Below are 17277 nucleotides of genomic sequence, written 5' to 3'. Positions count from 1 at the left end.
ACGTTCGGCTCGCTATGGCACGCAGACCAGGTCGACCGCGCGCGAGCGGCGACCCGCACGGTGAGCGGGACACCCGCCAGGACGTGCTCGACGCTGCCGCGGCCCTCTTCTGCTCGGTGGGTTTCACCTCCACGAGCACGCGTGCCATCGCGGACGCTGCCGGCGTCCGGCAGGCCTCGATCTACCACCACTTCGCCGGCAAGGACGCGATCCTGCTCGAGCTGCTGCTCGGCACCGTGCAGCCGTCGCTCGAGCTCGCCGACGCCCTCGTCGCCGCGCCCGAGCCCGCCGCCGCGCGGCTGTGGTCGCTGGTGCACGCCGACGTCGCGCTCCTCGCTGGCGGCCCGGTGAACCTCGGCGTGCTGTACGTGCTGCCCGAGGTCACGGCCGAGCAGTTCGCGCCCTTCCACGCCCTGCGTGCCCGGCTGCGCGCGCGGTACTCCGAGCTCGCCGACGCGGCGGCGGCGCGCAGCGAGGCCGACGACCGTGGCGCGCTCGTGCTCGGCCTGGTCGAGTCGGTCATCCTGCGACGGCGCGACACCCCCGACCTCGACGTCCCGGTGGTCCAACGCTCCGTCGCGGACGGCGTCCTGCGCCTGATCGGCTGCCCCCCCGACCAGATCGCCGCACCCTCCACCCCCTGACCCCGCCCCCTCCCGCGCGCGCGGGCGTGGGTGCGCTCGTGGCGCGAGTGCTGCAGGGGCGGATTTAACACAAGCGTTTCGTGCGCGCCTCAGGGCGGACACGGGTCGGGTGGTCAATGAACCTGTCGGCCGACAGAAACTCGGCCCGCTGCGTCCGCCCCCCCTGACCCGCTGGCCCGCCGCCCGCCGCGGCCCTCCCCTCGGAGCCTCCATGATCATCGCCGGAGTCGGTCTGACCGTCCTCGCCGTCGTCCTCGTCGGCATCTTCGTCGCCCGCAAGGTGGACGGCGACAGCGCCAACTACCTCGTCGCGGGCCGCCGCCTGGGGGTGCCGCTCGTCGCGGCGTCGCTCATGGCGGCCGCCGTCGACTCCAACGCGACGGTGGGCAACACCGACCTGACCGCGTCGTTCGGGTTCTGGGCCGGCGCGTCGCTCGCCCTGGGGCTGGCGCTCTGCCTGCTGCTCACCGGGCTGTTCCTGGCCAAGCCGATGAACCGGATGAAGCTGTTCACGCTCGCCGACTTCTACCGGCTGCGCTACGGGCGGGGGGTCGAGGTCGCGTCGTCGGTGTTCATGATCTTCGCGTTCGCGATCCTCATGGCCGGCAACCTGGTGGCCTGCGGGTTCCTGCTCGAGCGGTTCCTGGGCATGGACTACACGGTCGGTGTGCTCGTCGCGGTGGGCCTGGTCCTGGCCTACACGATCGGTGGCGGCATGTTCTCCGACGCCTACACCGCCGCGATCCAGATCGTCATCACCATCGTCGCGACCGTCAGCCTCGTCGTCTGGTTCGGCGTCACCTACGGGTTCCACGTCGACGAGGGCATGGGGCCGTTCGACCTCGAGCAGCTGACGCAGACCAGCGCCGGGGCTCCCATCAACTGGGCCACGCTCATCGCCCTCGGCATCGGCGACATCGTCGCGATCGACTTCATGCAGCGCATCTTCGCCGCGCGCAACCCCGAGACCGCCCGCCGGTCGTGCCTGACCGGCGCGGCGGGCACCGCCATCATCGGCGTCGCGTTCGCGATGGTCGCGCTGTCCGCCTCGTCGGTGCTCGGCCTGACCACCGACGCGGGCCCGATCCTGTTCCAGCTGCTCGACGACTACGCGCCCTCGGGGCTGACGGTCCTCGTGCTGTCCGGCATCGTGGCCGCGTCCTTCTCCACGGCGTCAGGCGCGATCCTGGCGACGTCCGCCGTGGCCGTCCGCAACATCTTCGGCGTGCGCCGCGTGGTGTCCGCCAAGGAGGAGGGCGTGCGCGACCCGCTGCTGCTGTGGACCCGCGTCGCGATGGTCCCGATCGTCGCACTGGGCATCGCGATCGCGCTCAAGGTCGCCCAGACCGGCATCCTGCTCACGCTCGCGTTCGACCTCATGCTCGCGGGTCTGCTCGTGCCGTTCATCCTCGGCCTGTTCTGGAAGCGCGGCGGCACGCGCGCGGCCGTCGCGGCACTGACCGTCGGCGTCGGCGTGCGGATCGTGCTGTTCGTCCTGACGCCGACGATCTACGGCGTGCCCAACGACGTCTGGTACATCGAGAACTCGCTGGTGGACGCCTCGTTCGACGGCTGGCCGACGTTCTGGGCCTTCGGCGCCTCGATCCTCGCGTACGTCGTCGCCGCGATGATCTGGCCGCGCACCGTGACCGAGGAGGCGTGGGCGATCGCCGACGGCATGCCCGACGAGACCGTCCCCGCGCCCCGCGAGCCGGAGCCCGCGGTCTGAGCCCCGCCGTGCGGGACCGGCCCGGCGCCATCTCGGCGACCGGGCCGGTCCGCTGCGCGCGCCCCTGCCGCCACTAGGTTGGCCCGGTGGCGACCCCAACCTTCCGCGTGCGGCCCGCGCTGCCGGCCGACGTCCGCGCCATCCGCGGGCTCGTCGAGCCGTACGCCGCCGAGCGGATCCTGCTGGCCAAGGAGTGGGTCGGGTACTACGAGGCGGTGCAGGAGTTCCAGGTCGTCGAGGCCGAGGACGGCACCGTCATCGGCTGCGGCGCGCTGCACGTGATGTGGCAGGACCTGGCCGAGATCCGGACCCTCGCGGCCGACCGCGCGTGGCGGGGGACCGGGGTGGGGCACGCGCTGCTCGACGCGTTGCTGGAGCGCGCGCGGGAGCTCGGCCTGCGCCGGGTGTTCTGCCTGACCTTCGAGGTGCCCTTCTTCGAGGCCCACGGCTTCCACGTCATCGAGGGCACGCCGGTCACGCAGGACGTCTACCTGGAGCTGCTGCGCTCGCACGACGACGGCGTCGCCGAGTTCCTCGACCTCGCCCGCGTGAAGCCCAACACCCTGGGCAACACGCGCATGCTCATCGAGCTCTAGCCACCGCCGCCCGGCCGCGCCGCCCGGCCGCGTCCCTACGGCGTGGTTGAAGTACTCGTCGCAGCGAACGCGCTGGTCAGCGGCGCATCCGCTGCAACCATCCCTGCAGCGACGCGGGCGGGGACGCGGGTGGGTCAGGGCAGCGGGGTGTGGTGGGTGAGGTCGAAGGTGCCGTCGGTCTCGACGACGACCGCCACGAGGTCGGTCAGCGCCCACGTCTGGTGGTCCTCGCCGGGCTGCCAGACGACCACCGCGCCGGGCTCCACGTCGCGGCTCTCGTCGGCCGCCCCGACCCGCGCGCGGCCGCTGACGATCGCGAACGCCTGGCTGCGTACGGCGGGGTGACGGCCGATGGTCCCGCCCGCCGCAACCCGGGCGACGTGCACCTGCGTGGACGCCCCGCCCACGGTCGGAGGCAGCGCGTCCATGACAACCCCCACGCTCGAGAACCGCTCGACGGCGTACGCGGGCATCGCGGCGATCTCCATCCCGCCATCCTGCCGCGCCGGCCCGGCCGCGCGTCAGTGGGGCAGCGAGTACGTCGGGTCGGCGTCGGGGCTCGGGGGGGCGTGGCGCGCGACGAGGCCGTCCGCGACGAGCGAGTCGAGGCAGCGGGTGCGCTGGGCGGCGTCGGGCCAGGTGTCGTCGATCGCGTGCTGCGGGACGGGGCCGAGCGCGTCGCGCAGGACGGCCATGATCCGGCCGCGCACCTGGCGGTCGGTGCCGGCCCAGGCCTGGGTGCGACGGCGGGCGTGGTGCTCGTCGGCCGGGCGGCCCGCGGCCAGCCACGCGCACGACGAGGCCACCGGGCACTGGTCGCACCGCGGTGAGCGAGCGGTGCAGACGAGCGCGCCGAGCTCCATCGACGCCGCCGCCCATCGCGCGGCCTCGTCGGCCTCCGCAGGGACGAGGGCCGAGGCGGTGCGCACCTCCGCGGCGGTGAGCGAGGGCGCGGGCAGGGCCGCCCCGCCGACCGCGCGCGCCAAGACGCGGCGCACGTTGGTATCGAGCACCACCGAGCGCCGCCCGAACGCGAAGGCCCGCACGGCCGCCGCGGTGTAGGAGCCGATGCCGGGCAGGGCGAGCAGCGCGTCCTCGTCGTCGGGGACCTCGCCGTCGTGCCGGGCGACGATCGCCCGCGCGCACTCCTGCAGCCGCAGCGCACGACGCGGGTAGCCGAGCCGGTCCCAGGCCCGCAGCACGTCGGCGGTGGGGGCCGCGGCCAGGTCCGCGGGGGTCGGCCAGGCGGTCATCCACGCGCGCCACGCGGGCAGGACACGGACGACGGGGGTCTGCTGCAGCATCACCTCGCTGACCAGCACGCCCCACGGGGTCCGGTCCGGGGCTCGCCAGGGCAGGTCCCGCGCGTGCTCGTCGAACCACGCGACGACCGTCCCGACGAGGGCGGAGGCGGGGGGAGCGGTCGGCACGGGAGCATCGTGCCCCGCCCGACGGTCGTCGGCGAACCGATCCCGCGGCGCGCCGACCGTGCTCGCCCTGCTGGCCCCTCGCCCCTCGTACCGTGGAGGCGGTCCATTCGACGCAGGAGGTGGAACGTGTCCGCACCCAGGCCCACGGCCCGCCCCTCGGCGGCCGTGTACCGCCGCCGACGGCTCGTCGTGCTCGGGATCCCGCTGCTGATCATCGTGCTGGTGGTCTGGCTCGTCGCCGGGCGCGGGTCCGCCGACGAGCCCTCGTCCGGTGCCCAGACCACGGCGACGAAGACCGCGAAGGCGACGCCCAAGGCCACCACGAAGGCCACCCCGAAGCCCTCGCTGACACCCACCGCCACCAGCGGCGTCCCCGACTGCACGGACCTGAAGCTCAAGGTCAGCGCCGACGACGCGTCCTACGCGGCCGGCCAGAACCCCAAGCTCACGACGACGATCACGAACCAGGGCACGGAGGCATGCCTGGTCGACGCGGGAACGGACAAGGCCGCGCTCGTCATCACCTCGGGCGACGACCGCGTCTGGTCGAGCCAGGACTGCGCGAGCGAGGCCTCCGGGTACCGGCCGCTGCTGCTCTCGGCGGGCGAGAGCGTCAAGGACTCGGTCACCTGGAAGCGGGTGCGCTCCGAGGAGAAGTGCCCGAAGGACCTGCCGGCGCCGAAGTCCGGGACCTACGCCGCGACGTACTCGGTCGGCGGCGTGAACGCGGCACCCGAGGTCTTCACCCTGGGCTGAGCCCGAGCGTCAGACGTACCGCTCGAGGATCGACGACTCCGCCAGGCGGGACAGCCCCTCGCGGACCGCACGGGCGCGCTGCTCGCCCACGCCGTCGACGGCCATGAGGTCGTCGATGCCCGCGGCGAGCAGCTTCTGCAGGCCGCCGAAGTGGGAGACGAGGCGGTCGACGATCGCACCCGGCAGGCGAGGCACCTTCGACAGCAGGCGGTAGCCGCGGGGCCCGGCGGCCGCGTCGAGCGCGTCGCCACCGCCCGGCAGGCCGAGCACGCGCGCGATGTGCGCGATGTCGAGCAGCTCCGTCGAGTCGAGCTCGGCCAGCTCCGCCTGCACGGAGTCGAGGTCGCGCCTGATGGTGTCGACGTAGTCGCGGATGACGAGCTCGCGGTCCGATCCGATGCCGCCGACGAGCTCGTCGAGCTGCAGCGTCAGCAGACGACCGTCGGTGCCGAGCTCGACGACGTAGCCCTCGATCTCCTCGGAGATGCGGCGCACCATCTCGAGCCGCTGGACGACGGCGGAGACGTCGCGGACGGTGACGAGGTCCTCGATCTCGAGCGCCGAGAGCGTGCCGCTGACCTCGTCGAGGCGCGACTTGTAGCGCTCGAGCGTGGCCAGGGCCTGGTTGGCGCGGGACAGGATGGTGGTCGAGCCCTCGAGCACGTAGCGCTGGTCGCCGACGTACAGCGCGATGATCCGCATCGAGGCGGACACCGAGATGACGGGCAGGCCGGTCTGCTTGGCGACGCGCTCGGCTGTCCGGTGGCGCGTGCCGGACTCGGTGGTCTCGATCGTCACGTCGGGGAGCAGCTGCACCGCGGCGCGGACGATCTTGGTGATGTCCTGGTCGACGACCACGGCGCCGTCCATCTTGGCCAGCTCACGCAGCCGGGTCGCCGAGAACTCGACGTCGAGCACGAAGCCGCCCGAGCAGATGGACTCGACCGTCTTGTCGAAGCCGAGGACGATCAGCGCGCCGGTCCGTCCGCGCAGGATCCGCTCGAGCCCGTCGCGAAGGTCGCCGCCGGGCGCGACGGCGGCGAGCGTGGACCTCATGAGGTCGTCGGGGGCGTGCGGGGTGGTCGGCACGCGAGCATCGTAACGAGGCCCGGCGACGCAGCGGGCCTGCGACCCGCGACGAAGGGGTGAGAACGGCGTGCCCGTGGTGTGAAGGACGGCCTACGGGGCGACGCCCAGCGTGTACCGGACCTGCTGGCCCAGGGCGAGGCGGCCGGTGTCGTCGGTGAGGGACGCCGCCAGGTCGACGACCCGCGCGTGCATGGCGTCGCGCTCGTCCGGCGGGACCGCGTCCCACATGGCCCGCTGCCCGTGGGACCGGGTGAACGCCACGAGGTGCTCGGCGTCGCGGAACACCGCCTCCACGTCCCGCGTCACGGTGCGGACCTCGGTGAGGCCCGCACCGACGAACAGCGCCTCCATCCCGGCGTCCGAGGCGAACGGGCCGCCGCGGCCGCTGGTCCGGGCGTCGAGCAGTGCCGGCGGGAGGTACGGGAAGAACAGCTCGTCGACACTCCGCCAGCGCTCGTCCTGGGCGCCGAAGGTCGTGGTCCCGAGCCGGCCACCCGGGACGACGAGCGACGCCCACGTGCCCAGGGTCGTCGCGGGCTCGGGCAGGAAGAACAGCACCAGCGAGGCCGACACGACGTCGAACGAGCCCGGCGGGAACTCGGGCTCGCGGGCGTCGCCCACGGCGACCGTGACCTGGGGGAGGTCGGCCAGGTCACGCGCGGTCAGCTCGACCATCCGCGGGGCGAGGTCGATGCCGACGGCTCGCCCGCCGGGACCGGTGGCGAGCGCGAGGGGACGCAGCGCGGCACCCCGCCCGCAGCCGATGTCGAGCACGTGCTCGCCCGGCCCGACGGCGAGCTCCTCGACCAGCCCGGCGGCGATCGGCTCGAACCACGGGACGCCCACCGCGTCGTAGGTGTCGGCGACGCGGTCGAAGATCCCTGCGGGCCCCTCGGGGTGTGCCATCGGCCCACCCTTGCACCGGGGGAGGGGGCGAACAAGGGATCTCGCCGCGCGGGACCGGCCTGCGGGGCGCACTGTGAAGGTGCGCCGACACTCCGGGCGCAGACATCGAGATCGAGGAACCGCGATGAGCACCGACAACAGCCACGGCACCCCCGACGTCCTGGACGACGGCGAGACCTCCCGGGTCGTCGAGGGCGAGACCACCTCCCACGAGCACCACGAGCACCACGAGCACGGCAAGCACGAGGTCCTCGACGACGGCGAGACGTCCGAGGTCGTCGAGGGCGACGAGTCCGTCTGACGCCCGACGAGGCGGCCCGCGACGTCGCGGGCCGCCTCGACGCTGCCCCCCCGACACTGCTCCGCACCACAGGTAACGCAGTCGTTACCGGACCGAGACGCCACGGAAGCCTCGACCCCGTTTACTGTTAGGAAAGTTACCTATTAGTTTGACGGAGGTCGCGCAGAGCACTGCGCACCCCTCGGTCAACGGTGATCGGAGCACGATGGCAGGCACGGCGAACCAGCCCGGGACCCCCGGGCTGCTGCGCGCGATGAACGACCGCGCGGCCCTCGCCCTGCTGCTCGACCACGGTCCGCTGACGCGCGCGCAGATCGGCGAGCTCACGGGCCTGTCCAAGCCGACGGCCTCCCAGGTCGTCTCGCGGCTGGAGGCCGCCGAGCTCATCGAGGTCGTCGGGACGGTCGCTGCCACGCGCGGTCCCAGCGCGGTGACGTACGGCCTGCGCGGGGGTCGCCTGCACGCCGTCGCGGTGGACGTCCGCCCGCACCAGGTGGTCTCCACGGTCGTGGACCTCGTCGGCTCCGAGCACCCGGTGGCCGACGTGCCGCTCGCGAAGGTCGCCTCCGGCCGCTCGGCCGTCGGTGACATCCGGGCCGCGATCGATGCCGCGTGCGCGGCCGCGGGCACGCCCCCGCGGTCGGTGGTCACCGCGATGGTCGGCCTGCAGGGCGCGGTCGACCCGCGCACCGACGACCTCGCGTTCACGGGCCTCATGCCCGGATGGCCGCGCCGCAACGTGCGCGCCGAGCTCGAGGCGGGCCTCGGCATCCCCGTCCGCATCGACAACGACGTGAACCTCGCCGCGGTCGCCGAGCGCAACGACGGCGCGGTCGCGCCCGACGAGGACTTCGCGCTGCTCTGGCTCGGCGACGGGCTCGGCGTCGCGCTGCACCTGCGCGGCGAGCTGCACCGCGGGGCGGCCGGCGGCGCCGGCGAGATCGGCTACCTGCCGGTCTCGCGGTCCGCGGCGCTGCTCGACCCGGCGGCCGACGACCTGCAGGACGTGGCCGGCGGCATCGCGGTGGCGCGCGTCGCGCGTGCCCACGGGATCCGCGGCCGGCGCCTCGTCGACGCGCTCGCCGCCCTGCCCACGAGCCCGGCGCGTGACGCCGTCCTCGCCGAGCTGGCCCCCCGCGTCGCGGAGGCCGTGCTCCCCGTACTCGCCGTGCTCGAGCCCCATCGGGTCGTGCTCGGTGGACCGACCGGCATGGCCGGCGGTCAGGCTCTGGCCGACCTGGTCAAGAGCCACATCCGCAGGACCACCCGGTGGTCCCCGTCCATCTCCGCGAGCTCCGTGCCTGATCAGCCGGTCCTCCGCGGTGCCCGTGCCGTGATCGGCGCCGACCTGCGAGACCGGCTGCTCGACCTCGTCACCTAGCGACCCACCTAGCGCCCCACCCAGCACCCCACATCCCGCACCGCCCGCGCCCAGCGCCGGACGTCTCTTCGTCGTACCCGAGACCCGGCGCACCACCCAGATCGGAGTACCGCAGTGAGATCACGACGTGCGCTCCTCGTCGTCCCCGCCCTCGTGTCGCTCGCACTGGCCACCGCCTCGTGCAGCGGCTCGCCCTCGGACGGCCCGACGGCGGCCGCCTCGGCACCCGCCACGGTGTCCGGCACGATCCAGTTCTGGCACTTCTTCACCGACCGCGAGGCCGACGTCATCCAGTCGGTCGTCGACGACTTCGAGGCCGCCAACCCCGGCGTCAAGGTCGTCGTGAAGTCGGGCCAGGACGACCAGAAGATGCGCCAGGCGATCTCCGCCGGCCAGCCCATCGACGTCGGCCTGAGCTACTCCACGGACCAGGTGGGCCCGCTGTGCTCGTCGGGCGACTTCACGGACCTGTCCAGCTTCATCACGCGCGACAAGGTCGACCTGACGCAGATCCCCGACACCGTGCTCGGCTACACCGAGTACGACGGCAAGCGCTGCACGATGCCGGCCCTGGCCGACGTCTACGGGCTCTACTACAACAAGAAGCTGCTGGCCGCGGCCGGCTACACCGAGCCGCCCAAGACGCTCGCCGAGCTGACCGACATGGCCGTCAAGCTCACGACCTTCAAGAAGGACGGCTCGATCGACACGCTCGGCTTCATGCCGCTGCTCGGCTACTACGAGAACGCGGAGGCGCACTGGGCGCCGTCGGCCGACGCGCAGTGGCTCAACGACGACGGCACGTCGGCGATCTCCGGCTCGGCGGGCTGGACCACGCTGCTGAACTGGCAGAAGGACCTCATCGCCAAGCTCGGCGGCTACGACAAGCTCGCCAAGTTCCAGGCCGGCCTCGGCGAGGAGTTCTCCGCGCAGAACGACTTCCAGACCGGCCGGGTCGCGATGAACCTCGACGGCGAGTACCGCACCGCGTTCATCGCCGACCAGGCCAAGGACCTCGACTACGGCACCGCGCCGTTCCCGTCCGCCGACGGGTTCGAGGACACCTACGGCGGCGGCTACATCACCGGCAACATCGTCGGCATCGGCAAGGGCTCGACGAACCCCGAGGCGGCCTGGGCGTTCATCAAGTACCTGACGACGGACACGGGCGCGCAGGTCAAGCTCTCGAACGGGCTGAAGAACGTGCCGACGATGCACGACGCGATCACGTCGCCCGACCTCGAGGTCTCGCCGCAGTTCCAGACGTTCCTCGACGTCTTCGAGAACGAGCACTCCTCGACGACCCCGCCCAGCGGCATCGGCGCGGAGTACCAGACGATCTTCGGCACCCACACGGCCAAGTGGCAGCAGGGTGACGTCGACGACCTCGGCGCGATGCTGAAGACGGTCGACTCCGAGATCGACGCAGCGGTCAAGCTGCAGGCCGGGAGCTGAGTCATGGGCCCGGCGATCCGCCGCCGTCGCACCTGGACGGCGTTCGCGTTCCTCGCACCGTCGTTGCTCGGCATGATCATCTTCTTCGTCTTCCCGCTGATCATGACCGTCGTCTACTCGTTCACCGCGTTCGACCTGTCGAACGCGCCACGGTGGAACAACTTCGCGAACTGGAAGTTCCTGTTCGGCGGGGACCCGCTCATCGGCCAGGCCGCGCTGAACACGTTGTGGTTCGTCGCGATCCTCGTGCCGGTGCGGATCGCCGGGGCCATGCTCGTCGCCTGGGCGCTGACCCGCGCCCGGCGCTCGTCGGGCGCCCTGCGCACCCTCTACTACCTGCCGGCGCTCGTCCCGCCGGTGGCCTCCACGATCGCCTTCGTCTTCCTGCTCAACCCCGCCACCGGCCCGGTGAACAGGTTGCTCGAGGCGGTCGGCATCCAGGGCCCCGGGTGGTTCACCGACCCGTCGTGGTCCAAGCCGGCCCTCGTCATGCTCGGGCTCTGGGTGCTGGGCGACATCATGGTGATCTTCCTGGCCGCGCTGCTCGACGTCCCCACCGAGCAGTACGAGGCCGCCGAGCTCGACGGCGCGAACGGGCTGCAGCGCTTCCGGCACATCACCATCCCCAACATGGCGCCGGTGCTGCTGTTCGCCCTGATCACGGGCGTGATCGCCGCGCTGCAGTACTTCACCGAGCCCGCGGTGGCCTCGTCGACCGCGATGGGCAAGTCGTCCGTCGGGGCCGGTACCTCGACCACGCTCGGCTGGCCGGACGGCTCGACGCTGACCTACGGCCAGCTCCTGTACTCCAAGGCGTTCGGCGCCAACCTGTTCGGCTACGCCTCGGCGATGGCGGTCGTGCTGCTCGTCGTCGCCGGCGCCGTCACGTTCGTGCTGCTGCGCCGCTTCTCCTCGTTCAGCCCGGAGGTGGCCAGTTGACCGCGCCGACCCTGACCCGCCCGCCGGTCCGTGCCTCGCGCGCCGGCGTCGACGGCGCGAGCCTGCGCAAGCGGACTCCGCTCGTCTTCGTCGCGGACCACGCGCTGCTCATCGCGCTCGCGGTGATCTTCGTGGCGCCCTTCGTGTTCGTGCTGCTCACGTCCGTGATGTCGCCCGCCCAGGCAGGGACCGCGTTCGCGTGGCCGACGTCGTGGCACTGGGAGAACTTCGCGGAGGTGTTCGAGAAGCTGCCGATGCTCAAGTACTTCGGCAACTCGTTCCTCTACGCCGGCGCGGCGACGCTCTTCATGCTGCTCTCGTCGGTCCCGGCCGCGTACGCCCTGGCGCGCATCCAGTTCCGCGGCTCGCGGTTCATCATGTTCGCGATCATCGGCGCGATGCTGCTCCCGCCGCAGGTCACGTCGGTGCCGCTGTACGTCATGTGGTCGAACCTGGGCCTGACCGGGAGCCTGTGGCCGCTCATCCTGCCCAACCTGCTGGGCGACGCGTTCTCGATCTTCCTGCTGCGCCAGTTCTTCCTGACGATCCCGCGCGAGTACACCGAGGCCGCCCGGATCGACGGGTGCGGCGAGGTCCGCACCCTGTGGAAGGTCGTGCTCCCGATGGCCCGCCCCGGCATCGCGGCCACGTCGATCTTCTTGTTCTTCGCGTCCTGGAACGACTACTACGGGCCGCTGCTCTACACGTCCGAGAACGAGAACGCCTGGCCGGTCTCCTACGCGCTCGCGCAGTTCCGCGGGTCGCGGTCGGTGGACTGGAACCTGACGATGGCGGCCACGCTCATCGCGATGGTGCCGGTCGTGCTCGTCTTCCTGCTCGCGCAACGGTCCTTCGTGCGCGGCGTGACCCTGACGGGGGTGAAGGGATGAAGCTCACCGTCGTCGGCGGAGGGTCGACGTACACGCCCGAGCTGGTCGACGGCTTCGCGCGCCTGCGTTCGTTGTTGCCCCTGACCGAGCTCTGCCTCGTCGACCCCGATGCCTCGCGGCTCTCGCTCGTCTCGGGGGTGTCGCGGCGGATGTTCGCCCGGGCCGGGTACGACGTGACCGTCACGACGACGTCCGACGTCGCCGCCGGTGTCGCGGACGCGTCCGTCGTGCTGCTGCAGCTGCGGATCGGCGGCCAGGCCGCGCGGCACTCCGACGAGACCTTCCCGCACGCGTGCGGCTGCCTCGGCCAGGAGACCACCGGTCCGGGCGGGCTCGCCAAGGCGCTGCGGACGGTGCCCGTGGTGCTGTCGGTGGCGGACCTGGTGCGCCGGCACGCCGCACCCGACGCGTGGATCGTCGACTTCACCAACCCCGTCGGGATCGTCACCCGGGCGCTGCTCGACGACGGCCACCGCGCCGTGGGGCTGTGCAACGTGGCGATCGGGTTCCAGCGGCGGTTCGCGGCGATGCTCGACGTCGCGCCGTCGGCCGTCCAGCTCGACCATGTGGGCCTCAACCACCTCACGTGGGAGCGCGGCGCGTTCGTCGACGGGGTCGACCGGCTCCCGTCGCTCCTGGCGTCGCACCGATCCGAGCTGGCCGAGGAGGTCGAGCTCGACCCCGCGGTGCTCGACCTGCTGGGCTGCGTGCCGTCGTACTACCTGCGGTACTACTACGCGCACGACGAGGTCCTCGCGGAGCAGCTCGCAGGTGGTCCCAGCCGCGCGCAGGCCGTCATGGAGGTCGAGGCCGAGCTGCTCGCGCAGTACGCCGACCCGTCGGTCGACACCAAGCCCGAGGCGCTGTCCCGCCGCGGCGGGGCGTTCTACTCCGAGGCCGCCGTCGACCTGCTCGCGTCCCTGACGGCCGACCGCGGCGACGTGCAGGTCGTCAACGTCCGCAACGACGGCGTCCTGCCGTTCCTGCCCGACGACCACGTCATCGAGGTCCCCGCCGTCGTCGGTGCTGCCGGCGTCCAGCCGCTGCCGGCCGCGCCGCTCGCCTCCCCGGCGGCGGGCCTCGTCGCGCACGTCGCCGACTACGAGCGGCTCGCGCTCGAGGCGGCGCTGCACGGCGGCCGGGCTCGCGTGGAGCGCGCGCTGCTCGCGCACCCGCTCGTCGGGCAGCACGCGCGAGCCGCCCGCCTGACGGACCTGCTGCTCGACGCGAACCGCGACCACCTCGCGTGGGTCCGATGACGATCCTGCTCGCCGTGGACGGGGGCGGCTCGAAGACGGACGTGCTCGCCCTCGCGCCCGACGGCACCGTGCTCGGGCACGCTCGCGGGGGCGGCTCGTGCCCCCAGATCATCGGGGTGGAGCCGGCGCTCGCGGTGATCGACTCCCTGGTGCGCTCGGTGCTCGGTTCCCTGCCGGGGTCGACGGTGACCCGGGCGGGCATCTACCTCTCGGGCCTGGACCTGCCCGTGGAGATCGCGACCTTCCGCGCCGCGCTGGCCACCCTGCCGTGGCTGCCGGCCGCGCTCGTCGTCGACAACGACACGTTCGCCCTGCTCCGGGCGGGCACCCCGTCGGACGAGGGCGTCGCCGTCGTCTGCGGGACGGGCATCAACTGCGTCGGCCGACGAGCCGACGGCGCCACCGCCCGCTTCCCGGCCCTCGGCCGCATCTCGGGCGACTGGGGCGGGGGCTGGGAGCTGGGGGAGCAGGCCGTGTGGCACGCGGCCCGAGCCGTCGACGGCCGTGGCCCTTCGACGGACCTGTCCGTGCTGGTCCCCTCGGCGCTCGACCGGCCCGACATGTCGGCCGTCATCGAGGACCTGCACTTCGGCCGCCTGTCCGACCGCGCCTACACGCTGCTCGCGCCCGTCCTGCTCGCCGCGTCGGCGGCCGGGGACCCGGTCGCGCGTTCCGTCGTCGAGCGGCAGGCCGACGAGATCGCGGCCCTCGCGCTCACCGCCCTGACGCGGCTGGACCTGCTCGACGTGGCCGTGCCCGTGGTGCTCGGAGGCGGAGTGCTGGCCGCCCGTGACGCGGTGCTCACCGAGGCGATCCGCACGCGCCTGCTCGCGGGTGCGCCGCGCGCCGCGCTCACCTTCCTGTCCGAGCGGCCCGTGCTCGGTGCGGCGCTGCTCGTCCTCGAGGCCGCCGGCGCCGACCCGTCCGCCGCCGACCGCCTGCGGGCGACCATCGGCGGACACCCCGTCCTGGCAACGTGATCGTCTCCGGAGGCTCCTGATGGCTGCACGCATGCTCGTCGCCCTGCCGTTCGCCCTGCCGTTCGCCCTGCCGTTCGCGCTGGTGCTCGCGTGCGCCGGGTGCTCGTCCACGCCGACCGCCCCGGCCCCGCCGGCGGCTCCGTCGTCGGCCGCGTCGGCCGCCTCGGTCGCGGCCCGCGTCGGCCTCGAGGACCCCGCGCACAAGGAGATGGCGATGGAGCTCGTCTCCAGCGCCGAGAACTCCTCGCTCGACTGGAAGGCCCAGTACGCCTACATCGAGGACATCGGCGACGGCCGCGGCTACACCGCGGGGATCATCGGCTTCTGCTCGGGGACGTCGGACATGCTCGAGCTCGTCGAGGCGTACACGAGGACCGAGCCCGACAACCCGTTGGCGGCCTACCTCCCGGCGCTGCGCGCGGTCGACGGCTCCGACTCGCACGAGGGCCTGGACCCCGGCTACGTCGCCGCGTGGGCGCAGGCCGCGGGCGACCCGACCTTCCAGGCAGCCCAGGACCACGAGCGCGACACGGTCTACTTCGACCCGTCGGTCGCGGACGCCCAGGCCGACGGGCTCGGCGCCCTGGGCCAGTTCGCCTACTACGACGCCGCGGTGATGCACGGGTACGACGGCATGCAGGGCATCCGCACCCGCGCGCTCGCCACGGCCGCGACGCCTGCGGCTGGTGGGGACGAGACCGCTTACCTCAACGCGTTCCTCGACGAACGGGTCGTCGAGATGGACAAGGAGGAGGCGCACAGCGACACGAGCCGGGTCGACGACGCGCAGCGGGTGTTCCTCGACGCGGGCAACCTCGACCTCGACCCGCCGCTGCGGTGGCACGTCTACGGGGACCCGTTCGAGATCCTCACCCTGCCGAGTGCCCGCTGACGCCCACCCACGTGTGGGACGCGGGCGTCTGCGCGGTACCAGGACGTCGCGCTGCGCCACGAGAACGTGCTGCTCGGGACGTCGGACATCCGTCGCGGTTCATCGTCGACCCTGGCCCGTGAGGTGGGCGCCGAGGCGCTCGACGGCGTGCACGAGGTCGTCGGGTTCGATCACGCGCACGGACGTGGTGAGAGCGATGCGGGCCACCGTCATGGCCAGCCGCCCGTCGTCCTCGCCACGGATCTGGATCACCGTGCCCCCGCTCGTGGCCTCGACCACCTCGTGGTCCACCCACCGCAGCACCTCTGCGAGGTCGTCGAGCGCGGCGCCCAGGGCGAGGGTGGCAACCCGCTCACGGGGGATCGAGCCGATGGCGCCGGCGACGTACGCCGCCGCGTCCCCGCCGGGGATCTGGCGGGGCGTGAAGTGCCCCGAGGTCGCCCACGGGCGCGCGAGCCGGTCGAGCCGGAAGGTGCGCCAGTCGTCGCGGTCCCGGTCCCACGCGACGAGGTACCACCGGCGGCCGGCGGTGAGGCTCCAGCGGCAGGACGCCGCTGACGTCGTCGGATCTGGCGACGTCATCGCCGGGACCTGAGGCTCACCGGCGGATCGGCACCACGTTGTCTGTCATGTTCGCCACCTGCACGGCCTGCGCCAGGTCGGAGGCGCCGAGGACGGTCATCCCCTTCGGCACCGCCAGCCCGGCGACGGAGGCGTGCGGCACGATCGCGCGCGTGAACCCGAGCCGCGCGGCCTCGGCGAGCCGGCGCCCCACGCCGGACACGTTCCGGATCTCCCCGGCCAGGCCGACCTCGCCGATCGCGACGAGCCCGCGCGGCAGCGAGGTGTTCTCGCGCGAGCCCACCGCGGCCAGCGCGAGGGCGAGGTCGGCGGCGGGCTCGACGACGCGCGCGCCGCCGACGGTCGAGACGTAGACGTCCTGGTCCGCGAGGCGGGCACCGAGGCGGCGCTGCAGGACCGCGAGCACCATGGCCAGCCGGGAGGAGTCGACGCCGCTCGTCGTGCGGCGGGGGTTCGGCACCTGTGAGGGGGCGACGAGCGCCTGGATCTCGGTGGCCAGCGGACGGCGGCCCTCGAGCGTCACGGTGAGGCACGTGCCCGGGACGGGGTTGTGGGACTGCGACATGAACAACCCCGAGGGGTCGGCGAGGCCGACGATGCCCTGCTCGGACAGGTCGAAGCAGCCCACCTCGTCGGTGGGTCCGTAGCGGTTCTTGGTCGCGCGGAGCATCCGCAGGCGCGAGTGGCGGTCGCCCTCGAACTGGCAGACCACGTCGACCAGGTGCTCGAGCGTGCGGGGGCCGGCGACGGAGCCGTCCTTGGTGACGTGACCGACGAGCACCACGGGCATGTCCCGCGACTTGGCCGCCTGGATCACCGCGGCGCTGACCTCGCGGACCTGCGCGACGCCGCCTGCGGTGCCCTCGACGGCCGCGGAGGCGATGGTCTGGACGGAGTCGAGGACGAACAGGTCCGGGTCGACCTGCTCGATGTGGCCGAGGACGGTCGCCAGGTCGGTCTCGTCGGCGATCAGCAGGTTCGGGTCCAGCGCGCCGATGCGGCCGGCACGTAGCCGGATCTGGGCGACGGACTCCTCGCCCGTCACGTACAGGACCCGCCGGCCACCGCGCGCCGCGCGGGCGGCCACGTCGAGCAGCAGGGTCGACTTGCCGACACCCGGCTCGCCCGCCAGGAGCACCACGGCCCCGGGGACCAGGCCTCCGCCGAGCACGCGGTCCAGCTCGTCGACCCCGGTGGCCCGGGCGAGCGCGGACTCGACCGAGATCTCGCTGATCGGCCGCGCGGGCGCCCGCGTCGGGGCGGCTGCCACCGTCTTCGGAGCGCCGCCGCCGGGGCCCGAGTCCTCGAGCACCGTGCCCCACGCCTGGCACTCGCCGCAGCGGCCGGCCCACTTGGCAGCGGTCCAGCCGCACTCGGTGCAGCGGAAGCCCGGACGGGCCGCCTTCTCGGCGCGGCGGGCGGCGGTGGTACTCATGCCCTGGACGGTA

At 73.1% G+C, this 17277-nt stretch carries 18 protein-coding genes; 12 read left to right on the top strand and 6 right to left on the bottom strand.

What is annotated here, in order from left to right; all coding sequences use genetic code 11:
- Nucleotides 1–14: 14 nt before the first annotated feature.
- From EDF34_RS11490 to EDF34_RS11480, 3 genes are all read left to right on the top strand, one after another.
- Nucleotides 15–644: a TetR/AcrR family transcriptional regulator gene (locus EDF34_RS11490; protein ID WP_123371628.1), complete on the top strand. Its 630-nt coding sequence runs from the start codon at nt 15–17 to the stop codon at nt 642–644.
- Between the two features lie 211 nt (nt 645–855).
- Complete coding sequence (locus tag EDF34_RS11485) at nt 856–2373, top strand: sodium:solute symporter family protein (RefSeq protein WP_123371627.1); 1518 nt, start codon at nt 856–858, stop codon at nt 2371–2373.
- An 86-nt stretch (nt 2374–2459) separates the two neighbouring features.
- A complete protein-coding gene (locus EDF34_RS11480) occupies nt 2460–2969 on the top strand; it encodes an amino-acid N-acetyltransferase (protein ID WP_123371626.1) in 510 nt (169 codons plus the stop codon).
- 134 nt (nt 2970–3103) lie between these two features.
- On the opposite strand, the gene EDF34_RS11475 is transcribed toward EDF34_RS11480, so the two are convergent.
- The gene (locus EDF34_RS11475; RefSeq protein ID WP_123371625.1) at nt 3104–3457 is read right to left on the bottom strand and encodes a cupin domain-containing protein; all 354 of its coding nucleotides are present in this window, start codon (nt 3455–3457) and stop codon (nt 3104–3106) included.
- 33 nt (nt 3458–3490) lie between these two features.
- On the bottom strand, nt 3491–4399 hold the full coding sequence (locus EDF34_RS11470) for an A/G-specific adenine glycosylase (RefSeq protein WP_123371624.1): 909 nt from the start codon (nt 4397–4399) through the stop codon (nt 3491–3493).
- Nucleotides 4400–4525: 126 nt separating this feature from the next.
- On the opposite strand from EDF34_RS11470, the gene EDF34_RS11465 reads away from it, so the two are divergent.
- Nucleotides 4526–5155 (top strand): hypothetical protein, encoded by a 630-nt coding sequence (locus tag EDF34_RS11465; RefSeq protein ID WP_233575343.1) that lies wholly within the window; start codon nt 4526–4528, stop codon nt 5153–5155.
- A 9-nt stretch (nt 5156–5164) separates the two neighbouring features.
- On the opposite strand, the gene disA is transcribed toward EDF34_RS11465, so the two are convergent.
- On the bottom strand, nt 5165–6211 hold the full coding sequence (gene disA, locus EDF34_RS11460; RefSeq protein ID WP_123371912.1) for a DNA integrity scanning diadenylate cyclase DisA: 1047 nt from the start codon (nt 6209–6211) through the stop codon (nt 5165–5167).
- Between the two features lie 123 nt (nt 6212–6334).
- Entirely contained in the window at nt 6335–7150 is an 816-nt protein-coding gene (locus EDF34_RS11455) for a class I SAM-dependent methyltransferase (protein ID WP_123371623.1), read from the bottom strand.
- Nucleotides 7151–7274: 124 nt separating this feature from the next.
- On the opposite strand from EDF34_RS11455, the gene EDF34_RS17530 reads away from it, so the two are divergent.
- From EDF34_RS17530 to EDF34_RS11420, 8 genes are all read left to right on the top strand, one after another.
- Nucleotides 7275–7451 carry a hypothetical protein gene (locus EDF34_RS17530; RefSeq protein ID WP_158615082.1) on the top strand — a complete coding sequence of 59 codons (177 nt, stop codon included), beginning with the start codon at nt 7275–7277 and terminating at the stop codon, nt 7449–7451.
- 205 nt (nt 7452–7656) lie between these two features.
- The gene (locus EDF34_RS11450; protein WP_123371911.1) at nt 7657–8832 is read left to right on the top strand and encodes an ROK family transcriptional regulator; all 1176 of its coding nucleotides are present in this window, start codon (nt 7657–7659) and stop codon (nt 8830–8832) included.
- A 114-nt stretch (nt 8833–8946) separates the two neighbouring features.
- Nucleotides 8947–10287 (top strand): ABC transporter substrate-binding protein, encoded by a 1341-nt coding sequence (locus EDF34_RS11445; protein WP_233575342.1) that lies wholly within the window; start codon nt 8947–8949, stop codon nt 10285–10287.
- Between the two features lie 3 nt (nt 10288–10290).
- On the top strand, nt 10291–11226 hold the full coding sequence (locus EDF34_RS11440; protein ID WP_123371621.1) for a carbohydrate ABC transporter permease: 936 nt from the start codon (nt 10291–10293) through the stop codon (nt 11224–11226).
- The gene (locus EDF34_RS11435; RefSeq protein WP_233575341.1) at nt 11223–12116 is read left to right on the top strand and encodes a carbohydrate ABC transporter permease; all 894 of its coding nucleotides are present in this window, start codon (nt 11223–11225) and stop codon (nt 12114–12116) included. Before EDF34_RS11440 ends, EDF34_RS11435 begins: the two co-directional genes overlap by 4 nt.
- Complete coding sequence (locus tag EDF34_RS11430; RefSeq protein WP_123371620.1) at nt 12113–13375, top strand: 6-phospho-beta-glucosidase; 1263 nt, start codon at nt 12113–12115, stop codon at nt 13373–13375. The genes EDF34_RS11435 and EDF34_RS11430 overlap by 4 nt, the downstream gene beginning before the upstream one ends.
- Entirely contained in the window at nt 13372–14355 is a 984-nt protein-coding gene (locus tag EDF34_RS11425; RefSeq protein WP_123371619.1) for an N-acetylglucosamine kinase, read from the top strand. Before EDF34_RS11430 ends, EDF34_RS11425 begins: the two co-directional genes overlap by 4 nt.
- Nucleotides 14356–14374: 19 nt before the next feature.
- Nucleotides 14375–15247 (top strand): chitosanase, encoded by an 873-nt coding sequence (locus tag EDF34_RS11420; protein ID WP_305038125.1) that lies wholly within the window; start codon nt 14375–14377, stop codon nt 15245–15247.
- 99 nt (nt 15248–15346) lie between these two features.
- On the opposite strand, the gene EDF34_RS11415 is transcribed toward EDF34_RS11420, so the two are convergent.
- Nucleotides 15347–15829 (bottom strand): WYL domain-containing protein, encoded by a 483-nt coding sequence (locus EDF34_RS11415; protein ID WP_123371617.1) that lies wholly within the window; start codon nt 15827–15829, stop codon nt 15347–15349.
- Nucleotides 15830–15845: 16 nt separating this feature from the next.
- Nucleotides 15846–17264, bottom strand: coding sequence for a DNA repair protein RadA (gene radA, locus EDF34_RS11410; RefSeq protein ID WP_123371616.1), 1419 nt, complete (start codon nt 17262–17264; stop codon nt 15846–15848).
- Nucleotides 17265–17277: the final 13 nt, after the last annotated feature.

The sequence above is a fragment of the Cellulomonas sp. PhB150 genome (genome assembly GCF_003755175.1).
In the GTDB taxonomy this organism is placed as follows: Bacteria; Actinomycetota; Actinomycetes; order Actinomycetales; family Cellulomonadaceae; genus Cellulomonas.
Note: the sequence above shows the minus strand (reverse complement) of the source record. Positions and strands in the feature narration are given on the sequence as shown.